The sequence below is a fragment of the Clostridium sp. C2-6-12 genome (assembly GCF_009928485.1).
In the GTDB taxonomy this organism is placed as follows: Bacteria; Bacillota; Clostridia; order Clostridiales; family Clostridiaceae; genus Clostridium.
Genome location: NZ_JAABNP010000025.1, coordinates 70,727 through 93,680, shown reverse-complemented (window position 1 = coordinate 93,680; position 22,954 = coordinate 70,727). Strand labels below are relative to the sequence as shown.

The following is a 22,954-nucleotide window of genomic DNA, read 5'->3' as shown; positions in this document are numbered from 1 at the left end:
TACGGTGGTGTGAGAGGACGCTAAATAAAATAATTATTTAGCTCCTACTCGATTTGGAAGATTTAAGTATTGATGTTTTTGTGCATATGAAGAGTTGTTAGTTAGTGATAGCTGTTTTTTTATAGGTGAAAAGATCTTGGTTGTGCTTGATAAGTTCTATATCGCATTATAGTGATTAGAGGTTTATAAAAAAGTTCTTTGGTTGCAGAGAAGTTCGAATTGTAGCATAGCTATTCTTGTTATAGGTGGATTGCTTCATATTGGAGTTCGTTAATTAAGTTCTTTGGTTGCAGCATAGCTGCTTTTTTAATTAAGTTCTTGGTTGTGCTGCGCACTTTTTTTATATGTGTATATTTTACCTCCTCCATGAATATATATATATTGGTAAAAAGAATATAGGAGGGAATTACATGGAGGATTTTAACATATACAAAGATATAGCTGATAGAACTCAAGGGGACATATATGTAGGTGTTGTAGGTCCAGTTAGAACAGGGAAATCTACATTTATTAAAAAATTCATGGATCTTATGGTAATACCTAAAATTGATAATACTTATAAAAAGGAAAGAGCAAAAGATGAATTGCCTCAAAGTGGTTCTGGAAAGAATATTCACACAACAGAACCTAAATTTGTACCTAATGAAGCCGTGGAAATAAATTTGGGGGATGAAATTAAATTTAAGGTTAGAATGGTGGATTGTGTAGGGTATATAGTAAAAGGAGCACTTGGTTATTTAGATGGTGAAGAAAATAAAATGGTTCATACACCTTGGTATGATTATGAAATTCCTTTTGAGGATGCAGCTGAAATTGGAACAAGAAAAGTAATAAAGGATCATTCTACAATAGGGCTTGTAATTACTACAGATGGAAGTATAACAGGTATAGATAGAGCTGATTATGTTGATGCAGAGGAAAGGGTAATATATGAACTGCAAACCATAAACAAACCATTTATAGTAGTTCTTAATACTAATAAACCTAATTCTCAAGATACAAAGATCTTAAAAAAAGAATTAGAAGATAAATACAATGTAACAGTACAAGTGATGGATGTTTATAATATGGAGGAACAAGATATTGAAGATTTATTTAAACATGTACTTAAAGAATTTCCTATTAAAGAAATTAATATAGATATGCCTGAATGGTTAGAAAAATTAGAATGCAACCATTGGCTAAAAAAAGATTTTTTCAACATAATTCAAAGTATGAGTCAAGATGTTTCAAGAGTAAGGGATATAAAATATTGTTTGAACGACTATGAAAATGAAGACTTTATGGGAACTGCTGCAGTAAAGGAAGTCGACTTAGGAAAAGGAATGGCAAAAGTATTCATGAAGCCAAAGGATGGGATTTTTTATAAAGTTCTAAGTGAAATATGTGATTTAGAAGTTAACTCTGAAAGTGATCTTCTTGGTATAATAAAAGAATTAACTTATGCTAAAACTGAATATGATAAAGTTAAGGATGCATTAGAAGATGTGAAGGAAAATGGGTATGGATTAGTTGCTCCACAGCTTGCAGAAATGAAATTTGAAGAACCTGAAATTGTTAAACAAGGCAATAAGTATGGTGTTAAACTAAAAGCAAGTGCGCCAAGTCTTCACTTCATAAAATGTGATATAAAAACAGAAATAAGTCCTATAATGGGATCGGAAAAAGAGTCAGAAGAATTAGTTAAAGGTCTTCTTGATCAATTTGAAACAGATCCAGCGCTTCTTTGGCAAAGTAACATGTTTGGAAAATCTTTAGAGGTTTTAGTCAAAGAAGGCTTACAGAATAAGCTATATAAAATGCCAGAAGATGTACAAGTAAAGATCCAAAAAACTCTCCAAAAAATTATTAATGAGGGTAATGGCGGATTAATATGTATAATACTCTAAGAAGATAAATAAAAGTTTTAATTTTAGGCATATGGAAAAGAATGGGTTGAGGTGTAAATCTGTTAGTTTTTATATGCCTTATTCTTATAAAAGCTAGTCAAATGTATGACATATATAGCGCTATTTAAAAGTGAATTTTATTTGTAAATAGTTTAATATAAGTATAGTATAATCAATAGTTTTTTTAGGTTTAATGGTTAACTAAGTAGAATAATACATAAATTTGGGGTATAATAATAAAAAGGATATAAATGAGGGGTATCTATGAAAAAAGAGTATAAGGCTTATAAGAAGGTTGGTAAAATAAAAAACTCTATTAGTGAGCTCTTAGAGCTTGAATTACCGAGAACAGTTTACGCCTCTCCTGGAGTTATAAACCATATTAAAAAAAGACATGGAAGACAATTCACCAAAAAGATGAAAGAAAATATAATAGATATTATAGAAAAGATAATAAAAGATCCTGAATATGTTGGGGTAGATTATCGTAGAACAGCAGGAGGATCTATTGAACTTATAAAAACTATTGATAATATTATATTGCTTTTAGGGCTTGAAATTGATCTGGAAGACGAATATATCTTTGTTGCAACCATGTATCCTATAACACATTCTAAAATGAATGCAAGAATATGTAGAGGAAGATTAGTAGAAGTAGAAAATTCTGAATTAAAAAAGAGTATATAATTTTTTTTAGAAAACTTATTTTTGAGGTGAGAAAGGCTCCTCACGCGCTAAACCTAGTAATCAGAGATGCAGGATACGCCGCCCTGCCAAAAAATAAGATCCAATATAAGGGATTACTTAACAATCAGTCTAGATGGTTGTTAAGTAATTCTTTTTTTGATGTAATGATATAAGAGAGATAATTCTATGGCATTTGATAAAAGAATGCATTAATAATTTATTATGGGAGTTGATAATTTATTTGTTTGTAAATGTTAATAATTTGTGAACAAAGTGTTGACACTGTATATTGAGTTGATATATTATTGATTAATATGTTATAAGGAAGTTAATTTGCATGCGCAAATTAACTAAGTTCGAGGAACCAAATGATAGATTTGGACTCTCACTTATCTCACTTAAAGGAGGTGTAAAATTGATAAAGAGTATGACTAGCTTCGGTAGGGCTCAAAGCGAAGAAGGTAGAGATTTAAGCTTTTCTGTAGAAATGAAGAGTGTAAATCATAGATATTTGGATGTAAATATTAGAATGCCTAGGATTATGCTTGCTTTAGAAGAGAAGATAAGGAATATAATCAGTAAAAGGTTAAATAGAGGGAAAGTAGATGTTTTTATAAATTATAAAAATTATGGAAACAGTGCTGGAAAACCAAAATTAAATATGGAGTTAGCCAAGGAGTATTATGACTGTTTAAGACAAATTCGTGATGAATTATATGTTATAGATGATATATCTACAACAAGAATAGCAAGATTACCTGATGTAATTACCTTGGAAGAACCAGAAGAAAATCTAGATAACATGTTAAAGGAAATTTCGCCACTTATTGAATCAGCTCTTGACTTAATGGATGGAATGAGGATAAAAGAAGGGGAAAAATTAAAGGAAGATATTTTATCAAAGGTTCAAATGATAGAAACATATGTTGAAGAAATTGAAAAATTGTCAGATATTATTCCTAAAAACTATAAAAAGAAACTTGAGGAAAGATTAAGTGAGTTATTATCAGGCGTTGATATTGATGAAAGCAGAATAGCTCTTGAAGTAGCAATTCTTTCAGACAAAGCAGCTGTAGATGAAGAAATAACAAGACTTAGAAGTCACTTAAGCCAAATAAAAAGTACTTTAGATTTAGAAGAACCAATTGGTAGAAAATTAGATTTCATAATTCAGGAAATTAATAGAGAAGCAAATACCATTGCATCTAAGTCAACAGATATAAGTATGACTAATAAAGTAATAGAAATTAAAAATACAATAGAAAAAATTAGAGAGCAAGTTCAAAATATTGAATAATTAGGAGGAATAAAATGGGAATCAAGTTAATAAACATAGGTTTTGGGAATATAGTTTCTGCTAACAGACTAGTTGCAATTGTAAGTCCAGAATCAGCACCTATTAAAAGAATTATTCAAGAAGCTAGAGATAGAGGGATGCTAATTGATGCTACTTATGGAAGAAGAACAAGAGCGGTTATAATAACAGATAGTGATCATGTTATATTATCAGCAGTTCAACCTGAAACAGTAGCTCATAGATTGGCTACAAAAGATGATGTATCTGTTGACGAGGTTGATGAATAATGAATAATAAAGGGAGAGGATTACTAATAATTATATCAGGGCCTTCAGGGGCAGGAAAAGGTACGATTTGCAAAAGTTTTCTAGAAAGAAATAATAATGTAGCTTTATCTGTTTCTGCAACTACAAGAGCTCCTAGAGCTGGTGAAGTTGAAGGTGTTAATTATTACTTCACATCAAAAGAAAAATTTAAAGAAAAAATAGCTCATAATGATTTTCTTGAATATGCTGAAGTATATGATAATTTCTACGGCACACCTAAGTCTAATGTTGAAGAAATATTAGAAAGTGGGAAAGATGTTATTTTAGAAATAGATATACAAGGGGCCCTAAAGGTTAAAGAAAATACAGAAGAAGGCGTATTTATTTTTATACTTCCACCATCTATGGAGGAGTTAAAACAAAGAATCATAAAAAGAGGCAGTGAAACGCCTGAGTCTTTAATGAAAAGATTCAAATCTGCATATAAAGAAATAAATTATATTTCTAAATATAATTATGCTGTAGTTAATGATACAGTAGATATTGCTGTTCAAAAACTAGAAGCTATAATAGCTGCCGAAAAATGCAGAGTAGATAGAATAAAAGAAAGTATATTAGATTCTAAGGAGGGTATTATACATGAACAACTCTATGATTAATCCATCAGTAGTAGATTTATTAGAAAAGACAAAGGATAGATATTCTTTAGTAATATTATCATCAAAAAGAGCAAGACAAATAATTGACGGTTCTAGTCCAAAGATTTCTATGAACTCAAAGAAACCTTTAACACTTGCAATTAATGAAATAGATCAAGATGCACTTGAATATGATATTGTTGTAAAAGAAGGTCATAAATAAGATGAAAAAAAATGTAGTATTAGGAGTAAGTGGAGGAATTGCTGCATATAAAGCTTTAGAAATTGTAAGTTTACTCGTAAAGCAAAACATTAATGTTGATGTTATTATGACAAAGTCAGCTACTGAATTTGTCACTCCACTATCATTTCAATCCTTAAGTCAAAATATGGTTATCTGTGATATGTTTGCAGAACCAAGGGCATGGGAAATTCAACATATAAGTTTAGCACAAAAAGCAGATGTGCTTTTAGTAGCACCAGCTACAGCTAATATAATAGGAAAAGTGGCTAATGGTATTGCAGATGATATGTTATCTACTACAATAATGGCAACTAAGGCTAAGGTTATTTTTGCGCCTGCTATGAATACCAATATGTATGAAAATCCTATAGTTCAAGACAATATAAAAAAACTTAAGTCTTTTGGATATGAATTTATAAATCCAATTGAAGGAAGAATGGCTTGTGGAACAACTGGGGCAGGAAAATTTGAAAGTCCAAATGTTATAGTAGACAGAGTTTTAATGGAACTTAATGAAAAAAAAGATTTGTTAAATAAAAATGTTGTTGTAACAGCAGGACCTACAATTGCTCAAATTGATCCAGTACGATTTATTACAAATAGATCAACAGGTAAAATGGGATATGCAATTGCAAAAGAAGCAAGAAATAGAGGTGCTAATGTAACATTAATAACAGGACCAACTAATATAGAGGTTCCTAGAAATATTAATGTTATTAAAGTCTCAACCAATGAAGAAATGAAAAGTGAAGTTATAAAGCAATTTGAGCATGCTGATATAGTAATTAAGTCGGCAGCTGTTGCTGATTATAAACCTAAAAATTACAGTGATCAAAAGATAAAAAAAGGTGAAGGTGATTTGAGCATTGAATTTGTTAGGGATAATGATATTTTAATGGAACTAGGGAATAGAAAAGAAAAGCAAATTTTAGTTGGCTTTGCAGCAGAAAGTCAGAATTTGATAGAAAATGCTAGACTTAAGCTTCAAAGAAAGAATTTAGATTATATTGTAGCAAATGATATAACTGCAGTAGATACAGGTTTTGCATCAGAGGACAATAGAGTAGTAATTTTATCTAAGGATAAAGAAATGTACTTAGATAAGATGAGTAAAGAAAAAATTGCAGGTAATTTATTTGATATCATACTTGAGAAGCGCTAGAATTTTGCGCTTCTTTATTACTATATGAGGTTTTTATGAAAATGATTAATTTGGGCGTAAGGTGGTAGTGTAAATATTATGTATGCTGAAATAATTTTAAATAATGACGCTGTGGAAATAGATAGACCATTTACATACAAAGTACCTTATGAACTTATTGAAAAAATAGATATAGGTTTTAGAGTTAAGGTTCCCTTTGGTCAAAGAAATAAGCCTATTGAAGGCTTTGTATATTCATTACTTGATGATCAATCTGTAAATTTCAATTATAAAGTTAAAGATATTATTAGTTTGTGTGATGATGAAGCTATTTTAACCGAGGATGATATTAAGATGATTAATTTCTTAAGGCAGAAATATCTTTGTAAATATATTGATGCTGTTCGACTTATGATTCCAGTTGGTATTATGAAAGGTTTGAAAAATAAAAAAAAGAAAGTAATCTATATCAATCAAGAAATTAATACAGAAGAGTTAAAAAAAGAAAATTATATAAGGTTATATAACTTTATATTAAATAATAATGGAATATATACAAAAACTGAAATAACTAATAATGGGGAATTTTCTTTATATACATTAAATAAGCTTATAGAAAAAGAAGTTTTAAAAGTGGAAGATCAGGTTGTTTATAGATACAATACACGTAGTTATGAAAATGATCATAGTAAATTATTAACTGAAGAGCAAGAAAATTGCTTGAATACAATATTAAAAAGTAAACAGTTAAAATTTCTTGTAAAAGGTGTGACAGGGTCAGGAAAAACAGAAGTATATATGAGATTGGTTGAAGAAATATTAAATCAAGGTAAAAGTGCTATTGTTTTGGTTCCTGAAATTTCATTGACACCACAGATGATTGAAAGATTTAAAGGTAGATTTGGCGAAGATGTAGCCTTGTTTCATAGTAGATTAAATGATGGGGAAAGATTTGATGAATGGTATAGAGTAAAAGAAGGTAAGGCTAAATTAGTAATAGGTGCAAGGAGTGCGTTATTTTTACCACTTCAAAATCTTGGACTTATTATTATTGATGAAGAACATGAAAATACATATAAGTCAGAGCATAACCCTAAGTACCATACAAGAGAAGTAAGTGAATTTTTGTGCCAAATTAAAAAGTGCAAATTGGTTTTGGGCTCAGCAACACCTAGTATTGAAAGCTATTATAAGGCTCTTAAGGAAGAATATACTTTGATTGAAATGCTTAAGAGGGTTAATGGTAAAAAGATGCCTGAAATGCAAATCGTAGATATGCGACAGGAATTAAAGAATAAAAATCTTTCTCTATTTAGTAAAAAGCTTTATGAACAAATTGAAACAACTTTAAACAATAAAAAGCAAGTGATTTTGTTTTTAAACAGAAGAGGCTACTCTACGTTTATATCATGCAGAAGCTGCGGTTATGTATTTAAATGTCCTGAATGTGATGTTTCAATGACATATCACAAAAATGGATATCTAATTTGTCATTATTGTGGTAGAGCTGAAAAAGTAAGAAAAGAATGCCCAAAATGTAACAGTAAATATGTTAAATTTTTTGGAGCGGGAACTGAAAGAGTTGAATTAGAAGTAAAAAAGTATTTTCCAAAGGCAAGAGTATTAAGGATGGATGTGGATACTACAAGACATAAAAATTCCCATGAGTCCATTTATAATTCTTTTAAAAATGGAGAAGCAGACATTTTAATAGGAACTCAAATGGTTTCAAAGGGACTTGATTTTAAAGATGTTACATTAGTAGGTGTTTTAGCAGCAGATATGTCTCTTAATCTGCCAGATTACAGAGCTGCTGAAAGGACTTATCAGATAATAACTCAGGTTGCAGGAAGAGCAGGTAGAGGTGAAGAGGAAGGAACAGTGATTGTTCAAAGTTATACTCCAGACCATTACAGCTTAAAATATGCTAGAGAAGAAGATTATGAAGGTTTATTTAAGGAAGAAATAAGAATTAGAAGGTTGATGGGTAATCCTCCTTTTGGTAAAATATTATTAATTAATGGATCTTCAAAATTTGAAGAAAAACTAAAAAAATTCATGTATAATTTGGAAGTTAATTTGAAAAAATTAATAGTGGAAGGACTAACAATATTAGGTCCAGTTCCGTGTATTATTACAAAATTAAAGGATAATTATAGATGGCAGATTATCATAAAAGGAAATTTTGATGATGATTTTAGCGAAAAAGTAAAAGATACACTTTATCTATTAAATAAGAGTGTATATAATGAAATAAGGGTTAGTATAGATATTAATCCTAATAATATGACATAGTAGGGGGATGCAAAGATGGCATTAAGAAATATAAGAAAATTTGGAGATGACGTATTAAGAAAAAGATGTAGAGAAGTTGAAGGAATAGATGACAGATTATTGACTTTAATTGAAGATATGAAGGAAACTATGTATGATGCAGATGGAGTTGGTCTTGCTGCGCCGCAAGTAGGAATTTTAAAGAGACTATTTGTAGTAGATATTGGAGAAGGTCCATTAGTATTTATTAATCCTGAAATAATAGAAACAAGTGGTTCACAAATAGATGAAGAAGGTTGTTTAAGCTTACCAGGAGAAACAGAAGAAGTTATGAGACCTAATTATGTTAGAGCAAGAGCTTTAAATGAAAAAGGTGAAGAATTCGAAATTGAAGCAGAAGAATTACTCGCAAGAGCTATTTTACATGAATATGATCATTTAAATGGAACTTTATTTATTGATAGAGTAAAAAAATAATTGATGACAGGAGGAAAAGAAATGAATATAGTATTTATGGGTACTCCTGATTTTGCAGTTCCGTCTTTAAAGAAATTAATTGAAAAATATAATGTTACTGCAGTACTTACTCAGCCTGATAAGCCAAAAGGCAGAGGCAAGAAAATGGCATATTCAGCAGTTAAAGAAGAAGCGTTAAAGCATGGAATTCCAATCTATCAGCCTGTAAAGCTTAAAGCAGATTTAGAATTAATTCAAACTTTAAAAGATTTAAAACCTGATTTGATGATTGTAATAGCCTTTGGACAGATTTTGACTAAAGAAGTTCTTGATATACCTAAGTATGGATGTATAAATCTTCATGGATCATTGCTTCCAATGTATAGAGGAGCTGCTCCGATTCAGTGGTCAGTAATAAAAGGTGAAAAGGTTGCTGGAAATACCACAATTCTTATGGATCCAGGAATTGATACTGGTGACATGATCCTTAAGGATGAAGTGGAAATTACTGATAATATGACAAGTGGAGAGTTACATGATATATTAATGGTAAGGGGAGCAGATCTTTTAATAAAAAGCATAGATGGAATTGTAAGTGGCAGTATTGTCCCAGAAAAACAACCGGATGAAACTTTTTATGCTAAAATGCTAGATAAAGAACTTGCAAATATAGATTGGAATAAAAGTTCTAATGAAATTCATAATCTAGTAAGAGGATTAAATCCATGGCCAATAGCTTACACTGATTATAAAGGGGAAAGAATGAAAATATATGAAACAGAAGTTTCAGAAGAAAAATCATCTAGTAAGCCAGGGACAATATTGGATGTAAATAAAAATGGGGTAAAAATAGCGTGTAAAGATAGTGTACTTATTGTAAAGAAAGTACAATTTCCAAATGGAAAGCCATTAACTATAGAACAATATATAAATGGGCATGAAATAGAAAAAAATATAGTTTTAGGATAATGGAGGGATGAAAAATGCACTTTTATCCAATTTTTGACCCTACAATGATAATATTAATTCCGGCTATTATTATTTCATTTTGGGCACAATCTAAAATAAACAGCACATATAATAAATATAGTCAGGTTAGAACTATGAATGGTTATACTGGTAAGGAAATTGCAAGAATGATGTTGGATGAAGCTGGACTTAATGATGTGAGAATAGAAGTTATAAATTCAAAATTAGGAGATCATTATGACCCTTCCAGCAGAATATTAAGATTATCACCAGAAGTGTATTCCGGAGGAAGTATATCTTCAGCAGGAATTGCAGCTCATGAAGTTGGGCATGCGATTCAGCATAAGGAAAAGTATGCGCCGTTAACAATAAGAAATTCTATAGTACCTGTTGTGAATTTTGGATCAGGTATATCGTGGATATTATTCTTCATAGGAATTTTACTAGGGTTTAAAGGGCTTACATGGCTAGGTATAATTTTATTTTCCTCAGTAGTGATTTTTCAATTAATAACATTACCTGTTGAATTTGATGCTTCTACTAGGGCTTTGAATATATTAAAATCAAGAGGTATATTATATGGTGATGAAACTAGGAATGCACAAAAAGTACTAGATGCAGCAGCAATGACTTATGTAGCTGCAACTCTAATGGCAGTATCAAATTTAATAAGACTCATTGCTATAAACAATAGTAATGATTAAAAAAAGAGGTAGCGTATGAATTGTAGAAAATTAGCAGTAAAGATATTAGGTAGAGTTTTAAATGAAGGAGCATACTCTAATATAATTCTATCAAAAGAATTAAATGAAGTAGAACTTAATGAAAAAGATAAAGCGTTGTTAACTGAAATTGTATATGGAGTTTTAAGAAGAAAGAAAACTTTAGATATTATAATTTCAAATTTTGTAAAAGATATTAAATTAATGAATAAGGACGTTCTAAATATCTTAAGAGTAGCAGTTTATCAAATGAACTTCTTGGATAAAATACCAAGCTATGCAGCATGTAATGAAGCTGTAGAAGAGGCTAAAGAAATTTCAGAAAATGATTCGAAATTAGTAAATGGAATACTAAGAAGTTTTACTAAAAATCCAGATGATATTGAAGTTTTAGGAAATAAAATTGATGAATATGCTTATAAGTTTTCGTTTGAACCTTGGATGATTAGACTTTTAATAAAGCAATATGGAGAAAATTTAGCAAAGAAAATAATGTCAGGATTAAATGTGATTCCAGAAGTCAGCGTAAGGGTAAATGGAATGACAGCAGATTATGATGAAGTATTTGAAAAGTTAGAAGAACTTGGATATGAAATTGAAGAAGGAGCAGTTTGTCCAGAAGCAATTTCAATTAAAGGTGGAAAATCTATAGAAACTAATCCACTTTTCATAGAAGGTAAAATTACAGTTCAAGATGAAAGTGCAATGGTTATAGCACCTTTATTGGAATTAGAAGAAGGAATGACAGTAGTTGATTTATGTAGTGCACCAGGGGGGAAAACTACTCATATTGCTGAAATCCTTCAAAATACAGGAAAAGTGTTAGCTTATGATATTCATGAGTCTAAACTTGGATTAATTAAAGAAAATTGTGATAGACTAGGTATAACTAATGTTGAAGTTAAGGCGCACGATGCTACTAAATTAAATCCTGAATTAGTGGAAGCTAGCGATAGAGTTTTAATAGATGTTCCATGTTCGGGAATTGGAATTATAAGAAAGAAACCAGAAATTAAATGGAATAAATCAAGAAATGATTTAAGAGAAATAATACCAATTCAAAGAGATATAATGGAAAATGCATGGCAGTATTTAAAAACTGGTGGTATTATGATTTATTCAACATGTACATTAAATCAAGAAGAAAATGAAGAAAATATTGATTGGTTTGTTAATAAACATAAAGACTGTGCAGTGAAAAAAATCTTTATTGGTAAGCAAGATAATTTAATGTACAACAAAAATGGATCTTTAACTATTCTGCCAAACGAAAATATGGATGGATTCTTTGTGGCAAAATTAGAAAAAAGATAATAGTAGGTGGACATATGGACAATTTACTAGATTATACTTTAGAAGAACTTAAAGTATGGATGAAAGAAAATGATGAAAGTGCATTTAGAGGAAAACAGATATTATCATGGATTTATAAAGGGATAAATCAATTTGATGATATGAGAAATCTTCCTAAATCACTTATATCTAAATTGAAAGAAAACTTTACTATTGATTTACCAAGGGTAATAGAAGTTTATAAATCTGAAATAGATGGAACTGAAAAGTTTTTATTAGGATTTAAAGATGGAAACTTAATTGAATCAGTACTTATGAGATATAAACATGGAAATTCTATATGTATATCAACTCAAGTGGGATGTAGAATGGGATGTAAATTCTGTGCATCTACCTTAGAGGGACGAATTAGAAATTTAACCACAGGAGAAATTTTGTCACAAGTGCTTGTAGTCCAAAATTATATTGGAGATAGAATATCTAATATAGTACTTATGGGAAGTGGAGAACCTCTAGATAATTATGAAAATGTAGTTAAATTTTTGGAAGTGGTTTCTGCAGAATATGGATTAAATATTGGGCAAAGACATATAACATTGTCTACTTGTGGAATTGTGCCTAAAATATATGAATTGGCAGATAAAGATTTTAGCATAACACTTGCAATATCCCTACACGCATTTTGTGATGAAAAAAGAAAAGAAATTATGCCTATAGCAAATAAATATAGCATTAATGAAATATTAGAAGCATGTAGATATTATGTTAATAAAACAAACAGAAGAATTACTTTTGAATATGCATTAGTTAAAGATGTAAATGATGGTAAAGAAGATGCAAAAGCATTAGGAAAATTATTAAAAGGAATGCTTTGCCATGTTAATTTAATACCAGTAAATGAAATAAAAGAAAATTCTTTTAAAAGGTCTTCGAAGAAGTCAATAGAAGATTTTTCTGAGATATTAAAGAGTTTTGGTATTGAAGTTACTACAAGGCGTGAAATGGGAAGCGATATTAATGCAGCATGTGGACAACTTAGAAGAAGTTATATGGAAACCCAAGAAATGAGGGAAGAGTAAAATGGTAGGCTTAGTAAGTGATGTGGGATTAAAACGAACATTAAATGAAGATTTTGCCTCTTATTTAGAGAAGGAAGAGTTTAAAATTTATGTTGTAGCAGACGGAATGGGTGGACATAACGCTGGAGAAGTTGCAAGTCAGATGGCAGCAGAAAGAATAGTGAGTTATGTTGATGAAAAATTTTCTTCTTCAAATTCAAGAGATTTAATAGAGGAAGCCATTAAAAAGGTTAATACAGATATATTTAATTTTTCTAATACAAACGAGAAATTAAGTGGAATGGGAACAACAGTCACAGTCTGTTTTATTACTAAAGAGTTTATACATATTGCTAATGTTGGCGATAGTTGTTGCTTTGCAATAAGGAATAATGAAATTAAAAAGATCACTAAAGACCATTCTTTAGTGCAAGAGCTTGTTGACAGTGGAAGTATAAGCGAACAAGAGGCTGAAAATCATCCTAAAAAAAATATTATTACAAGAGCTCTAGGTACTAGTAGTTCTGTAGTAGTAGATGTTTTTGAGTTAGATAATAATGAATATGAATTATACATATTGTGTTCAGATGGATTAACAAATGAGCTGACTAAAGAAGAAATTCTGCAAATTATCACTGAAGAAAAAGACTATATAAAAAGCGCTGATAGGCTGGTGGCTTTAGCAAAAGCAAATGGTGGCAGAGATAATATAACAGTATTGTTGTTTGGAGGAGATATATAATTATGGATGGAATTGTACTTGGAAACAGATACGAGTTGTTAGAAAAAATAGGCGAAGGCGGAATGTCACAAGTATTTAAAGCAAGAGATAATAAATTAAATAGATTTGTTGCTGTTAAAATATTGAAAAATGAATTTTGTGATAATGCTGATATAGTTGAAAAATTTAAAGGAGAAGCAACCGCTATTGCAACTCTATCTGACAACAATATAGTTAATATACTTGATGTAGGTACTCAAGATAGTATTAATTACATCGTAATGGAATATGTAAAAGGAAAAACATTAAAAGATATAATAAAGCAAGTTGGAAAAATGAATTACGAAACTGCAATATCTGTTGCTATGCAAATTGCAAGAGCTTTAGATTGTGCTCATAGAAACAATATAATCCATAGAGATGTTAAGCCTCAAAACATTCTTGTAACTGAAGACGGAATTATGAAGGTAAGTGATTTTGGAATAGCAAAATCAGCAAATTCTGAAACTATTACAAATACTAGTACAATAATGGGCTCAGCTCATTATTTATCTCCAGAACAAGCAAAAGGCGGTTTTATAGATTGTAGAACAGACTTATATTCGTTAGGAGTTGTATTATATGAAATGGTTACAGGAACTCTACCATTTCAAGCGGATACAGCTGTAACTATAGCATTAAAACATCTTCAAGAGGAAGTTGTACCACCTAAAAATATTAATTCAAAGATTCCAGATAGTTTAAGTCAATTAATTGTAAAAGCTATGGAAAAAGAACCTGTTAAAAGATATCAAACAGCTAAAGAAATGATTGCAGATCTTCAAAAAATAAAGGATGATCCTAATGCAAAAATTAATATAAATGAAGATAATGATGATCATACAATTATAATGTCAGCCGTAACACAACAAATATCAAAACAGGAAGCTAAGATTAATGATGAGTATGACGAATATGATGAAGATGATTATTATGATGAAGACGAAGATGATGAAAAATCAGGTTTTATAAGTAAGAGCAAATTTATTAAAATTGGTGTAGGAGTAATTTTAATATTGTTATTGGCTGGATTAGGGGTTGCAGCATATAAAATGGCAATTCCCGGAGGAAGTATTAGTACCAAAGAAGTTAAAGTGCCTAATTTAGTAGGAAAAAATATTGATGATGCGAAAAAAGAACTTGATGCTTTAAATCTAAAATTAGTTGAAGCTGATAGAGAAGTTAATGATGCAGCAGAGGGCACTATTATCCAAATGAAACCAGATGCAGATACAATGGTTAAAGAAAAAAGTGAAGTCCGAGTTATTGTAAGTTCTGGAAGCAAGGGTAATAATAAAATGCCGGATTTAGAAGGTCGAGACTTAGATGAAGCTAAAACTATCTTAAAATCTTATGGTATTGAAGCAGACAATATAAAGTCTTCAGAAGATTATAGTGATAATATACCTAAGGGACAAATTAAGGATCAAACACCAAAGAAAGATACTGAGGTTAATTCAAAAACTAAAGTAACTCTTGTTGTAAGTAAAGGGCCAGAAATTAAGTTTTCAAAAGTTCCTAATGTATTAGGCTTAGATGTGGAAGGTGCTAAGAGTAGCCTATTTGACGCTAAGTTAAAGTATGGTATTAAAGAGAAAGAAACACAAAATCAAGGTGAAGATGGGAAGGTATTAAGTCAATCCATTGAAGCAAATAAAAATGTAGAACAAGGAACTTCAATTACTATAGAAGTAGGAAAATATGTAGCTAAACAAGAAGCTCCTGTTACTGACCCAACAACACCAGGAACTCAAAAACCTGGAACTACTGATAAAACACCAGGAACTACGCCTGGAACTACACCAAATAAAGGAACTACGCCTGGGCCAGGAGGAACATCAACGGATACAACAAAAACTACGCCAGGAACAGGAAATACTGCTACAAGTCCATTTAACAGCACAAAGGGTAACTAACAATTAACATTTAATAGTAAAGCATCAAGTTAGAAATGTTAATAAATAAAATAAAAGGAGAGGTTGCTAAAAAAAACCTCTCCTTTTATAATAAAATTATATTTAAGATGAATTTGATAATTTATTAAATAATTATATTTATTTGATAGTATTATACATTAAATCTTTTATTCTTATAAAAACTATGTAGGAAAATTAATATTTAGATTATTTACACAAGAAGTATATAATATATATGATAATGGAGGAAAAATATGAATGGCAAAATAATAAAGGGTATAGGAGGCTTTTATTATATCAAAACAGAAAATGATATAATAGAATGCAAGGCTAGAGGTAAATTTAGACACATGGATATAAAACCTATGGTAGGAGATAATGTTACGATTAAAATAGAAAAAGGAAAAGGCGTTATTGAAGAAATCCATAAGAGAAAGTCAGAATTAATCAGGCCGACAGTTGCAAATGTTTCGCTAGCATTTATTGTTTTTGCAGTTAAAAATCCAGACATAAATTTTGATTTATTAAATAAATTTTTGATTTTATGCGAACATAATGATATTGAAGTTGTAGTATGTTTAAATAAAATTGATTTAGTGTCAGAAGAAGAGCGGGAAGAAATAAAGAAGCGTATAAATGATATTGGTTATGAAGTACTTTATATAAATGCTAAAGCAGGTATTGGAATTGAAAGGTTAAAAGAAAAAATGAAAGGAAATACTACGGTTTTTTGCGGACCTTCTGGGGCAGGAAAATCAACTTTAATCAATAAGCTTTCTGACAATGAACACATGGAAACAGGTAAAGTAAGTGAAAAGATTGGAAGAGGAAAACATACTACAAGACATAGTGAACTTATAGAAGTGGCTGATGGATATATAGTGGATACTCCTGGATTTTCTACATTAGAAATAAAAGATTTAATGGATAAAGAGTCCTTAAAATATTGTTTTCCTGAATTTAGTGAGTATAATGATAAATGTAAGTTTAGAGGATGTTTTCATTACAAAGAGCCAGGGTGCGCTTTAAAAACAGCTGTAGAGGATGATAAAATTAATAGGTATAGATATAATTTTTATATAAAAACATTAGAAGAAATAATGGAGGAGGAAAAAAATAAATGGTAAAAATTGCACCATCAATATTATCAGCAGATTTTTCAAAATTAGGAGAGGACATAGAAAGAATAGATAGGGGAGGAGCAGAGTTTGTTCATATTGATGTAATGGATGGAAATTTTGTACCCAATATATCACTTGGATTGCCTGTAATTAAATCAATAAGAAATAGAACACAAAGGGTATTTGATGTTCACTTAATGATAAATAATCCATCAAATTACATAGATGATTTTATAGAAGCAGGAGCTGACATAATAACTGTTCATTATGAAGCAGATAGACATATAGATAGAACAATTAATTATATTAAATCAAAAGGCAAAAAAGCAGCAGTTTCATTAAACCCAGGGACTCCAACATCTGTATTAAAAGATTTGATTCCAAGCTTAGATATGGTCTTGATAATGACTGTTAATCCTGGATTTGGAGGACAAAAATTTATACCATATTGTTTAGATAAGATTAGAGAAATAAAGGAAATGAGTAACAAAGTTAATCCTTCATTATTAATAGAAGTTGATGGAGGAATAGATAAACACAATGTAAGAGAAGTTATAGAAGCTGGTGCTAATGTAATAGTTGCAGGTTCAGCTGTATTCAATGAAGGAGAAATCAGCGAAAATATAAAAGCTCTAAGGGGGTAAAAAGTTGATTTCAGCAATTATAAGTGGAGGAAATCCGCCATCAGAAAAGTTGTTAAGAGATTATCTAAGTAGAGTTAATTTTGTTATAGCAGCAGATAAAGGTTGCGAGTGTTTATACAATTATAATATTATCCCTGATTTGCTTATAGGTGACTTTGATTCTGCCAATAAAGAAATTTTAAATAAAGCAAGATTAAAAATAAAAGAAATATTGGAGTTTCCACCTGAAAAGGATTATACAGATACAGAAATTGCATTAATGGAAGCTGTCAAAAGAGGGGCTGAAAAAATATATTTATTTGGAGCAACAGGAACTAGAATGGACCATACGCTTGGTAATATAGGTTTGCTTTTGATTGCTAAGGAAAAAGGTATAGATTTAGAGATTATAGATGACAATAACAGAATTTATCTTGGACATAATAAAATGATATTACATGGTTCTTATGGAGATAATATATCTTTTCATGCTTTAAGTGATAAGGTGACTAATTTAGAAATTATAGGTGGTAAATATATATTAGAAAGCTATGATATGAGTTTATTAGCCCCACGTGCCATATGTAATGAATTTATAGATACTCCAATAGAAATAAGTTATGATTCAGGAGAATTATTAATACTTCATTCAAGGGATTGATTAGAAAAATTAAATATAGAATATAAAATAGGCAGATTTCTAAATAAAAAAATTAAAATTTGCCTATTTTTTATTTAAAAATTGGAACATTTCCTAAGAGAATTGAATATTATTATAATAAGACTGTTTAAATTTTAAGATGTTTTTTATATTAATAATCAATAGGAGATGAGAGAATGAAAATAATAGCTTTTAAATTACCTAAATTTTTATCAAGTATAATAAAATTTTTTAGAAAAAAACAATAGATACATAAGGTGAAAATATTAAGCATTTTTATCACCTTGAATTAAATTAAGTAAAATAAAAAATGCAATTGGGATAACAATTGCATTTTTTATTATGAACTATATTGCTCTTTGAACCTTTCCAGATCTAAGGCATCTTGTACATACATGAACAGTTTTTGGTGTTCCGTTAACTAAAGCTTTTACTTTCTTTATGTTAGGAGCCCAAGTTCTCTTTGATTGACGATGTGAATGGCTATAGCTAACTCCAGCTACAACACCTTTATCACAAATTTCGCATCTTCTTGCCATTAGAAAACACCTCCTTATATTGCAAAGATAATCATCTTCAATAGGACAGAGTAAATTATAACACAGGAAAATGTAATAGGCAAGAGGATTTGTTAATTATTATGGAAAAATTATAATTAACAATATATATTTGTCGTATACTTGAATAAAGTTTTGTTCTAATATAAAATATAAAGATAGGATAGTAGAATTTAGGAGGAATATGAATGGTTGGATTTTCAAACGAAAATGGTAATATAAATTATTCAGAAGAAGTTTTATCTAAAATTGTCGGCCTAGCAACAATGGAATGTTACGGAGTTGTTGGGATGGTTTCAAAAAATGCTGGTGAAGGACTTTGGCAGCTTATGGGAATAGAAAATTTAAGTAAAGGTGTAAAATTAGAATTAACTAATGAAGATAAATTACAAATAGAATTATTCGTTATGGTTGAATATGGTACTAAGATATCAGTAATTGCCAATAACATAATTCAAAAAGTTCGTTATAGTGTTGAAAATTATACAGGACTTAAGGTTTCAGCTATAACAGTAAATGTGCAAGCGGTTAGAGTTTAGGAGGTTAAAACTAAATGGAATATACAAAAATTAACGGCCGTGATTTTTATAACATGGTTGTAAATGCTAGTAATAGATTATTAGAGCAAAGTGATTTTGTAAATGCACTTAATGTATTCCCAGTACCAGATGGTGATACAGGAACTAATATGTCTATGACTTTTAAAGCAGCAGTTAAGGAAATTGAAAATTTAGATACAGATTCTATAGGAGAGATTTCTAAAAAATTAGCTAAGGGAGCTTTAATGGGTGCCAGAGGAAATTCTGGTGTTATTTTATCTCAAATACTTAGAGGTATTTCTAAAGGATTAGAAGGAAAAAAGGAAGTTGACTCTATTGAGTTTGCTATTGCAATTCAGGAAGGATCAAAATCCGCATATAAGGCAGTAATGAGACCAACAGAAGGAACTATTCTTTCAGTAATAAGAGCTGCTGCAGAGGCTGCAGTTGTATCTGATAAAAAAGAATTAGTAAGCTTTATGGAAGAAGTAACAATTAAAGCTAAAGAAATGTTAGATAGGACTCCAGAATTACTACCAGCACTAAAAAAAGCTAAAGTGGTGGATTCAGGTGGAATGGGACTTTATATAATACTTCAAGGTATGTTTGAAGCATTAAAAGATGGAATTCAAGCTGAAATGAGTGATTTGACTTCAAGTGTATCAAATAATACTGTTGCTAAAGGTACTGAAGAAATTGATATTAAATTTGGTTATTGTACAGAATTTATAATACTTGGAGATGCTAAGTTAGCAAAGGAATTCCAAGGTGAAATAGAAAGTCTTGGAGATTCTATGATTGTTGTTGGATATGATGATGTAATTAAAGTTCATATACATACAAATGATCCAGGGTTAGTATTATCAAAGGCTGTAAAAATAGGCGAGTTATCAAAAATTAAGATTGATAATATGAGAGAAGAACATAGAGAAATTTTAATCAATGCTAAAGATAAAGAAAAGGAAGTTTCTGAAACAGAAGCTGAAACTTCAGAAGATGAAAAGAAAAAATATGGATTTGTAACGGTAGCTATGGGAGACGGAATTTCAAGCATATTTAAAGATTTAGGTATTGATCATGTTATTGAAGGTGGTCAAACTATGAATCCATCTACGCAGGATATTTTAGATGCTGTTAATAAGATAAATGCTGAACATATTTTTATAATGCCAAATAACAAGAATATAATTATGGCAGCTAACCAAGCAGCGGAAATATCTGATAAAGACATAAGAGTTGTTCCAACAACAACTATACCACAAGGAATAGTATGTGCTACAATGTTTAATTTGGATTCAGATGTAGATGATAATTTTGAAAATTTAAAAGCTACAATTGATGAGGTTAAGACTGGTTCAGTAACTTATGCAGTTCGTGATACTGAAATTGATGGAATAAACATTAAAGAAGGTAATATGCTAGGACTCGTAGAAGGTAAAATAAAAGAAGTAGGCGAAGATAAGATAGTTGTTGCAGGGAAAGTCTTAGATAATATGATAGATGAAGACTGCGAACTTATTACAGTTTATTATGGTGAAGAAGTTAATGCTGAAGAAGCTAATGAATTTGAAACTGAATTGAAAGAAAAATATGAAGATCTTGATATTCAATTTTATAAAGGAAATCAGCCTCTTTACTATTTCTTAATGTCAGTAGAATAAAATTAAAAATAATAAAAGCGCCTGATTAAGGTGCTTTTATTATTTTAGAAAGGAGGAAAAGCATGGATATATATAGTAATATTTCTTCTTTAAAAGGAGTAGGCCCAAAGGTTACAGAAAAATTAAATAGATGTGGAATTTTCAATATATTAGACGTTTTGCTATATTTCCCAAGAGATTATGAATTTGTAGATGGTAATTCAGAGTTTGAAAGTATAACTGGTGAGGAAAAACAAATTTTAAAATGTCAAGTTACAGGATTCAAAAGTGATGTTAAAACCAGAACAGGAAAACTATTGTCAACAATAGAGTTTAATTACGATGGACATAAAGTAGCTGGAAAATGGTTTAATCAAAGATATATAAAAAATTCTTTTGTTAAAGGAAAAGTATATAATTTAATGGGAAAATTCAAAAGGATAGGAAATACTTTAGAAGTTGTTAATCCAGTAATTACTTGTGAGGAGGCATTATCAAGCGAGATTATCCCTAAATATCCTTTAAAGGGTGACATAAGCAATAAATTATTTGAAAAGTTAATAAATGAAATTTTATCTCACATGGAGGTTAAAGAAAATTTGCCTAAAGAAATAGTTGATAAATATTCTTTGATTTCGTTAAATGATGCTATAAGGAGTATTCATTTTCCGGAAAATAAAGATATGTTAGAAAGGGCAAAAATAAGATTAAAATTTCAAGAACTATTTACATATTCATTAAAACTATTACTTTTAAAATATCAAATTAAGAAAAAGAATAATGGAATATTTTTTGAGTGGTCAGAGGACTTTAGCAAGCTTAAGGAAAGACTCCCATTTCCACTTACGAATGCTCAAACTAAAGTTATCCGTGATATTTTAAGGGATCAAAAATCAAATTATTCAATGAATAGGTTGATTCAAGGAGATGTTGGAAGTGGAAAGACTATAGTGGCCTTAATAGCTATTTTTAATGTTATTAAAAATGGATATCAATGTGCATTTATGGCTCCAACAGAAATTTTGGCCAATCAACACTTTGAAGAAGCTAAAAAGATCTTTAAGGATTTTGATATAGAAATAGAATTATTGACAGGAACAACTACTGCAAAGGAAAAGCAAAGAATTAAAGAGAGAATTAAAAATATAGAACCGATTTTAGTAATAGGAACTCATGCACTTTTCCAAGATGATGTTGAGTTTGGAAAACTCGGTTTAATAGTCACTGATGAGCAACATAGATTTGGTGTAGAGCAAAGAAGTAAACTTATAAACAAAGGCAAAAGGGCAGATTGTCTAGTTATGACAGCAACTCCAATTCCAAGAACGCTGGCTTTGTATCTTTATTCTGATTTAGATGTATCTATTATAGATGAATTACCACCAGGTAGAAAGAAAATTGATACCAGATTTTATACAGATGGACAAAGAGAGATAGGATATGAATTAGCATATGATGAAATACAAAAGGGAAGACAAGTTTATATTGTATGTCCTCTTATAGAAGAAGATGAGAAGGAAGAGTTAAATTCAGTTGAAACAGTTTATAATAAACTTACCAGTGGGATTTTTAGAAATTTAAAGGTTGAAATTCTTCATGGAAAGATGAAGGGATCAGAAAAAGACCAAATAATACAACGATTTAAAAATAATGAAACTAAGGTATTGATATCAACTACTGTAATTGAAGTTGGAGTAAATGTTCCTAATGCATCTGTCATGATTGTGGAAAATGCAGAAAGATTTGGTCTTTCCCAGCTTCATCAATTAAGAGGCAGAGTAGGGCGTGGAGCGTATGAATCTTATTGCATTTTAATTGCTAAGGCTAAAAGTAACACAACTAAAAAAAGAATGCAAATAATGACAGAATGCAGTGACGGTTTCTTAATATCAGAAAAGGACTTAGAACTTAGAGGTGCTGGAGAAATGTTTGGTAGAAAACAAAGTGGAGATGAAGGATTTATACTTGCAGACTTATATGAAGATATGAAAATCCTAAAATGCGCTAAGTTTGAAGCAAGTAATATCATAAAAAATAAAACAGAATTGAATAGAGAAATTATAAATGAACTAGGTAAAAATTTAGAGAAAAGCAGTAAATATATTTGTTTTAATTAAATTTGAAATTATCTGTGTTTATATGTTAATATATACACATATAAAAAAGTGCGAAGCACAACCAAGAACTTTTCACATATAAAAAA

The 22,954-nt window shown here is 29.9% G+C and carries 22 protein-coding genes; 21 read left to right on the top strand and 1 reads right to left on the bottom strand.

Features of this window, described 5'->3' with window-relative positions:
• Window positions 1–410 precede the first annotated feature (410 nt).
• From spoIVA to GXK56_RS18965, 18 genes are all read left to right on the top strand, one after another.
• Window positions 411–1,889, top strand: a complete 1,479-nt coding sequence (spoIVA, locus tag GXK56_RS19050; RefSeq protein ID WP_160690332.1) for a stage IV sporulation protein A — start codon at window positions 411–413, stop codon at window positions 1,887–1,889.
• Between the two features lie 264 nt (window positions 1,890–2,153).
• Window positions 2,154–2,576 (top strand): PBECR2 nuclease fold domain-containing protein, encoded by a 423-nt coding sequence (locus GXK56_RS19045; RefSeq protein WP_160690330.1) that lies wholly within the window; start codon window positions 2,154–2,156, stop codon window positions 2,574–2,576.
• Between the two features lie 415 nt (window positions 2,577–2,991).
• The gene (locus GXK56_RS19040; RefSeq protein WP_160690328.1) at window positions 2,992–3,873 is read left to right on the top strand and encodes a YicC/YloC family endoribonuclease; all 882 of its coding nucleotides are present in this window, start codon (window positions 2,992–2,994) and stop codon (window positions 3,871–3,873) included.
• A 14-nt stretch (window positions 3,874–3,887) separates the two neighbouring features.
• Window positions 3,888–4,160 carry a DUF370 domain-containing protein gene (locus GXK56_RS19035; RefSeq protein ID WP_160690326.1) on the top strand — a complete coding sequence of 91 codons (273 nt, stop codon included), beginning with the start codon at window positions 3,888–3,890 and terminating at the stop codon, window positions 4,158–4,160.
• A complete protein-coding gene (gene gmk, locus GXK56_RS19030; RefSeq protein ID WP_160690324.1) occupies window positions 4,160–4,798 on the top strand; it encodes a guanylate kinase in 639 nt (212 codons plus the stop codon). Before GXK56_RS19035 ends, gmk begins: the two co-directional genes overlap by 1 nt.
• On the top strand, window positions 4,779–5,000 hold the full coding sequence (gene rpoZ, locus GXK56_RS19025; protein WP_160690322.1) for a DNA-directed RNA polymerase subunit omega: 222 nt from the start codon (window positions 4,779–4,781) through the stop codon (window positions 4,998–5,000). Before gmk ends, rpoZ begins: the two co-directional genes overlap by 20 nt.
• A gap of 1 nt (window position 5,001) precedes the next feature.
• Window positions 5,002–6,183 carry a bifunctional phosphopantothenoylcysteine decarboxylase/phosphopantothenate--cysteine ligase CoaBC gene (gene coaBC, locus GXK56_RS19020; protein WP_160690320.1) on the top strand — a complete coding sequence of 394 codons (1,182 nt, stop codon included), beginning with the start codon at window positions 5,002–5,004 and terminating at the stop codon, window positions 6,181–6,183.
• Between the two features lie 78 nt (window positions 6,184–6,261).
• Complete coding sequence (gene priA / locus GXK56_RS19015) at window positions 6,262–8,457, top strand: primosomal protein N' (protein ID WP_160690318.1); 2,196 nt, start codon at window positions 6,262–6,264, stop codon at window positions 8,455–8,457.
• 15 nt (window positions 8,458–8,472) lie between these two features.
• On the top strand, window positions 8,473–8,913 hold the full coding sequence (gene def, locus GXK56_RS19010; protein WP_160690316.1) for a peptide deformylase: 441 nt from the start codon (window positions 8,473–8,475) through the stop codon (window positions 8,911–8,913).
• A 21-nt stretch (window positions 8,914–8,934) separates the two neighbouring features.
• Entirely contained in the window at window positions 8,935–9,861 is a 927-nt protein-coding gene (fmt, locus tag GXK56_RS19005; protein WP_160690314.1) for a methionyl-tRNA formyltransferase, read from the top strand.
• A gap of 14 nt (window positions 9,862–9,875) precedes the next feature.
• Entirely contained in the window at window positions 9,876–10,565 is a 690-nt protein-coding gene (locus tag GXK56_RS19000; RefSeq protein ID WP_160690312.1) for a zinc metallopeptidase, read from the top strand.
• A gap of 15 nt (window positions 10,566–10,580) precedes the next feature.
• Complete coding sequence (gene rsmB, locus GXK56_RS18995) at window positions 10,581–11,897, top strand: 16S rRNA (cytosine(967)-C(5))-methyltransferase RsmB (protein WP_160690310.1); 1,317 nt, start codon at window positions 10,581–10,583, stop codon at window positions 11,895–11,897.
• Window positions 11,898–11,911: 14 nt separating this feature from the next.
• Entirely contained in the window at window positions 11,912–12,955 is a 1,044-nt protein-coding gene (gene rlmN, locus GXK56_RS18990) for a 23S rRNA (adenine(2503)-C(2))-methyltransferase RlmN (RefSeq protein ID WP_160690308.1), read from the top strand.
• A 1-nt stretch (window position 12,956) separates the two neighbouring features.
• Window positions 12,957–13,676 (top strand): Stp1/IreP family PP2C-type Ser/Thr phosphatase, encoded by a 720-nt coding sequence (locus GXK56_RS18985; RefSeq protein ID WP_160690306.1) that lies wholly within the window; start codon window positions 12,957–12,959, stop codon window positions 13,674–13,676.
• A gap of 2 nt (window positions 13,677–13,678) precedes the next feature.
• Window positions 13,679–15,610, top strand: coding sequence for a Stk1 family PASTA domain-containing Ser/Thr kinase (gene pknB, locus GXK56_RS18980; RefSeq protein ID WP_160690304.1), 1,932 nt, complete (start codon window positions 13,679–13,681; stop codon window positions 15,608–15,610).
• A 254-nt stretch (window positions 15,611–15,864) separates the two neighbouring features.
• Window positions 15,865–16,737, top strand: a complete 873-nt coding sequence (gene rsgA, locus GXK56_RS18975; protein ID WP_160690302.1) for a ribosome small subunit-dependent GTPase A — start codon at window positions 15,865–15,867, stop codon at window positions 16,735–16,737.
• Complete coding sequence (gene rpe, locus GXK56_RS18970) at window positions 16,731–17,375, top strand: ribulose-phosphate 3-epimerase (RefSeq protein ID WP_160690300.1); 645 nt, start codon at window positions 16,731–16,733, stop codon at window positions 17,373–17,375. The genes rsgA and rpe overlap by 7 nt, the downstream gene beginning before the upstream one ends.
• A gap of 4 nt (window positions 17,376–17,379) precedes the next feature.
• Window positions 17,380–18,015 (top strand): thiamine diphosphokinase, encoded by a 636-nt coding sequence (locus GXK56_RS18965; protein ID WP_160690298.1) that lies wholly within the window; start codon window positions 17,380–17,382, stop codon window positions 18,013–18,015.
• A 347-nt stretch (window positions 18,016–18,362) separates the two neighbouring features.
• On the opposite strand, the gene rpmB is transcribed toward GXK56_RS18965, so the two are convergent.
• Entirely contained in the window at window positions 18,363–18,554 is a 192-nt protein-coding gene (gene rpmB, locus GXK56_RS18960) for a 50S ribosomal protein L28 (RefSeq protein WP_008424849.1), read from the bottom strand.
• 206 nt (window positions 18,555–18,760) lie between these two features.
• Between rpmB and GXK56_RS18955 the strand changes: the two genes are divergently transcribed.
• The 3 genes from GXK56_RS18955 to recG all read left to right on the top strand — a co-directional run bounded on the left by GXK56_RS18955 (window position 18,761) and on the right by recG (window position 22,868).
• A complete protein-coding gene (locus tag GXK56_RS18955) occupies window positions 18,761–19,111 on the top strand; it encodes an Asp23/Gls24 family envelope stress response protein (RefSeq protein ID WP_160690296.1) in 351 nt (116 codons plus the stop codon).
• A gap of 14 nt (window positions 19,112–19,125) precedes the next feature.
• Window positions 19,126–20,772 carry a DAK2 domain-containing protein gene (locus GXK56_RS18950; protein ID WP_160690294.1) on the top strand — a complete coding sequence of 549 codons (1,647 nt, stop codon included), beginning with the start codon at window positions 19,126–19,128 and terminating at the stop codon, window positions 20,770–20,772.
• Window positions 20,773–20,834: 62 nt separating this feature from the next.
• A complete protein-coding gene (gene recG / locus GXK56_RS18945) occupies window positions 20,835–22,868 on the top strand; it encodes an ATP-dependent DNA helicase RecG (RefSeq protein ID WP_160690292.1) in 2,034 nt (677 codons plus the stop codon).
• Window positions 22,869–22,954 lie beyond the last annotated feature (86 nt).

Bases quoted from the DNA above. Each gene is read 5' to 3' on its own strand.
- gmk (WP_160690324.1), top strand. From the start codon at position 4,160: ATGAATAATAAAGGGAGAGGATTACTAATAATTATATCAGGGCCTTCA.
- recG (WP_160690292.1), top strand. From the start codon at position 20,835: ATGGATATATATAGTAATATTTCTTCTTTAAAAGGAGTAGGCCCAAAG.
- fmt (WP_160690314.1), top strand. From the start codon at position 8,935: ATGAATATAGTATTTATGGGTACTCCTGATTTTGCAGTTCCGTCTTTA.
- GXK56_RS18955 (WP_160690296.1), top strand. From the start codon at position 18,761: ATGGTTGGATTTTCAAACGAAAATGGTAATATAAATTATTCAGAAGAA.
- GXK56_RS18985 (WP_160690306.1), top strand. From the start codon at position 12,957: ATGGTAGGCTTAGTAAGTGATGTGGGATTAAAACGAACATTAAATGAA.
- pknB (WP_160690304.1), top strand. From the start codon at position 13,679: ATGGATGGAATTGTACTTGGAAACAGATACGAGTTGTTAGAAAAAATA.
- rpmB (WP_008424849.1), bottom strand. From the start codon at position 18,554: ATGGCAAGAAGATGCGAAATTTGTGATAAAGGTGTTGTAGCTGGAGTT.
- rpoZ (WP_160690322.1), top strand. From the start codon at position 4,779: ATGAACAACTCTATGATTAATCCATCAGTAGTAGATTTATTAGAAAAG.
- rlmN (WP_160690308.1), top strand. From the start codon at position 11,912: ATGGACAATTTACTAGATTATACTTTAGAAGAACTTAAAGTATGGATG.
- rpe (WP_160690300.1), top strand. From the start codon at position 16,731: ATGGTAAAAATTGCACCATCAATATTATCAGCAGATTTTTCAAAATTA.
- GXK56_RS18950 (WP_160690294.1), top strand. From the start codon at position 19,126: ATGGAATATACAAAAATTAACGGCCGTGATTTTTATAACATGGTTGTA.
- GXK56_RS19000 (WP_160690312.1), top strand. From the start codon at position 9,876: ATGCACTTTTATCCAATTTTTGACCCTACAATGATAATATTAATTCCG.
- rsmB (WP_160690310.1), top strand. From the start codon at position 10,581: ATGAATTGTAGAAAATTAGCAGTAAAGATATTAGGTAGAGTTTTAAAT.
- spoIVA (WP_160690332.1), top strand. From the start codon at position 411: ATGGAGGATTTTAACATATACAAAGATATAGCTGATAGAACTCAAGGG.
- rsgA (WP_160690302.1), top strand. From the start codon at position 15,865: ATGAATGGCAAAATAATAAAGGGTATAGGAGGCTTTTATTATATCAAA.
- GXK56_RS19045 (WP_160690330.1), top strand. From the start codon at position 2,154: ATGAAAAAAGAGTATAAGGCTTATAAGAAGGTTGGTAAAATAAAAAAC.
- coaBC (WP_160690320.1), top strand. From the start codon at position 5,002: ATGAAAAAAAATGTAGTATTAGGAGTAAGTGGAGGAATTGCTGCATAT.
- GXK56_RS19035 (WP_160690326.1), top strand. From the start codon at position 3,888: ATGGGAATCAAGTTAATAAACATAGGTTTTGGGAATATAGTTTCTGCT.
- priA (WP_160690318.1), top strand. From the start codon at position 6,262: ATGTATGCTGAAATAATTTTAAATAATGACGCTGTGGAAATAGATAGA.
- def (WP_160690316.1), top strand. From the start codon at position 8,473: ATGGCATTAAGAAATATAAGAAAATTTGGAGATGACGTATTAAGAAAA.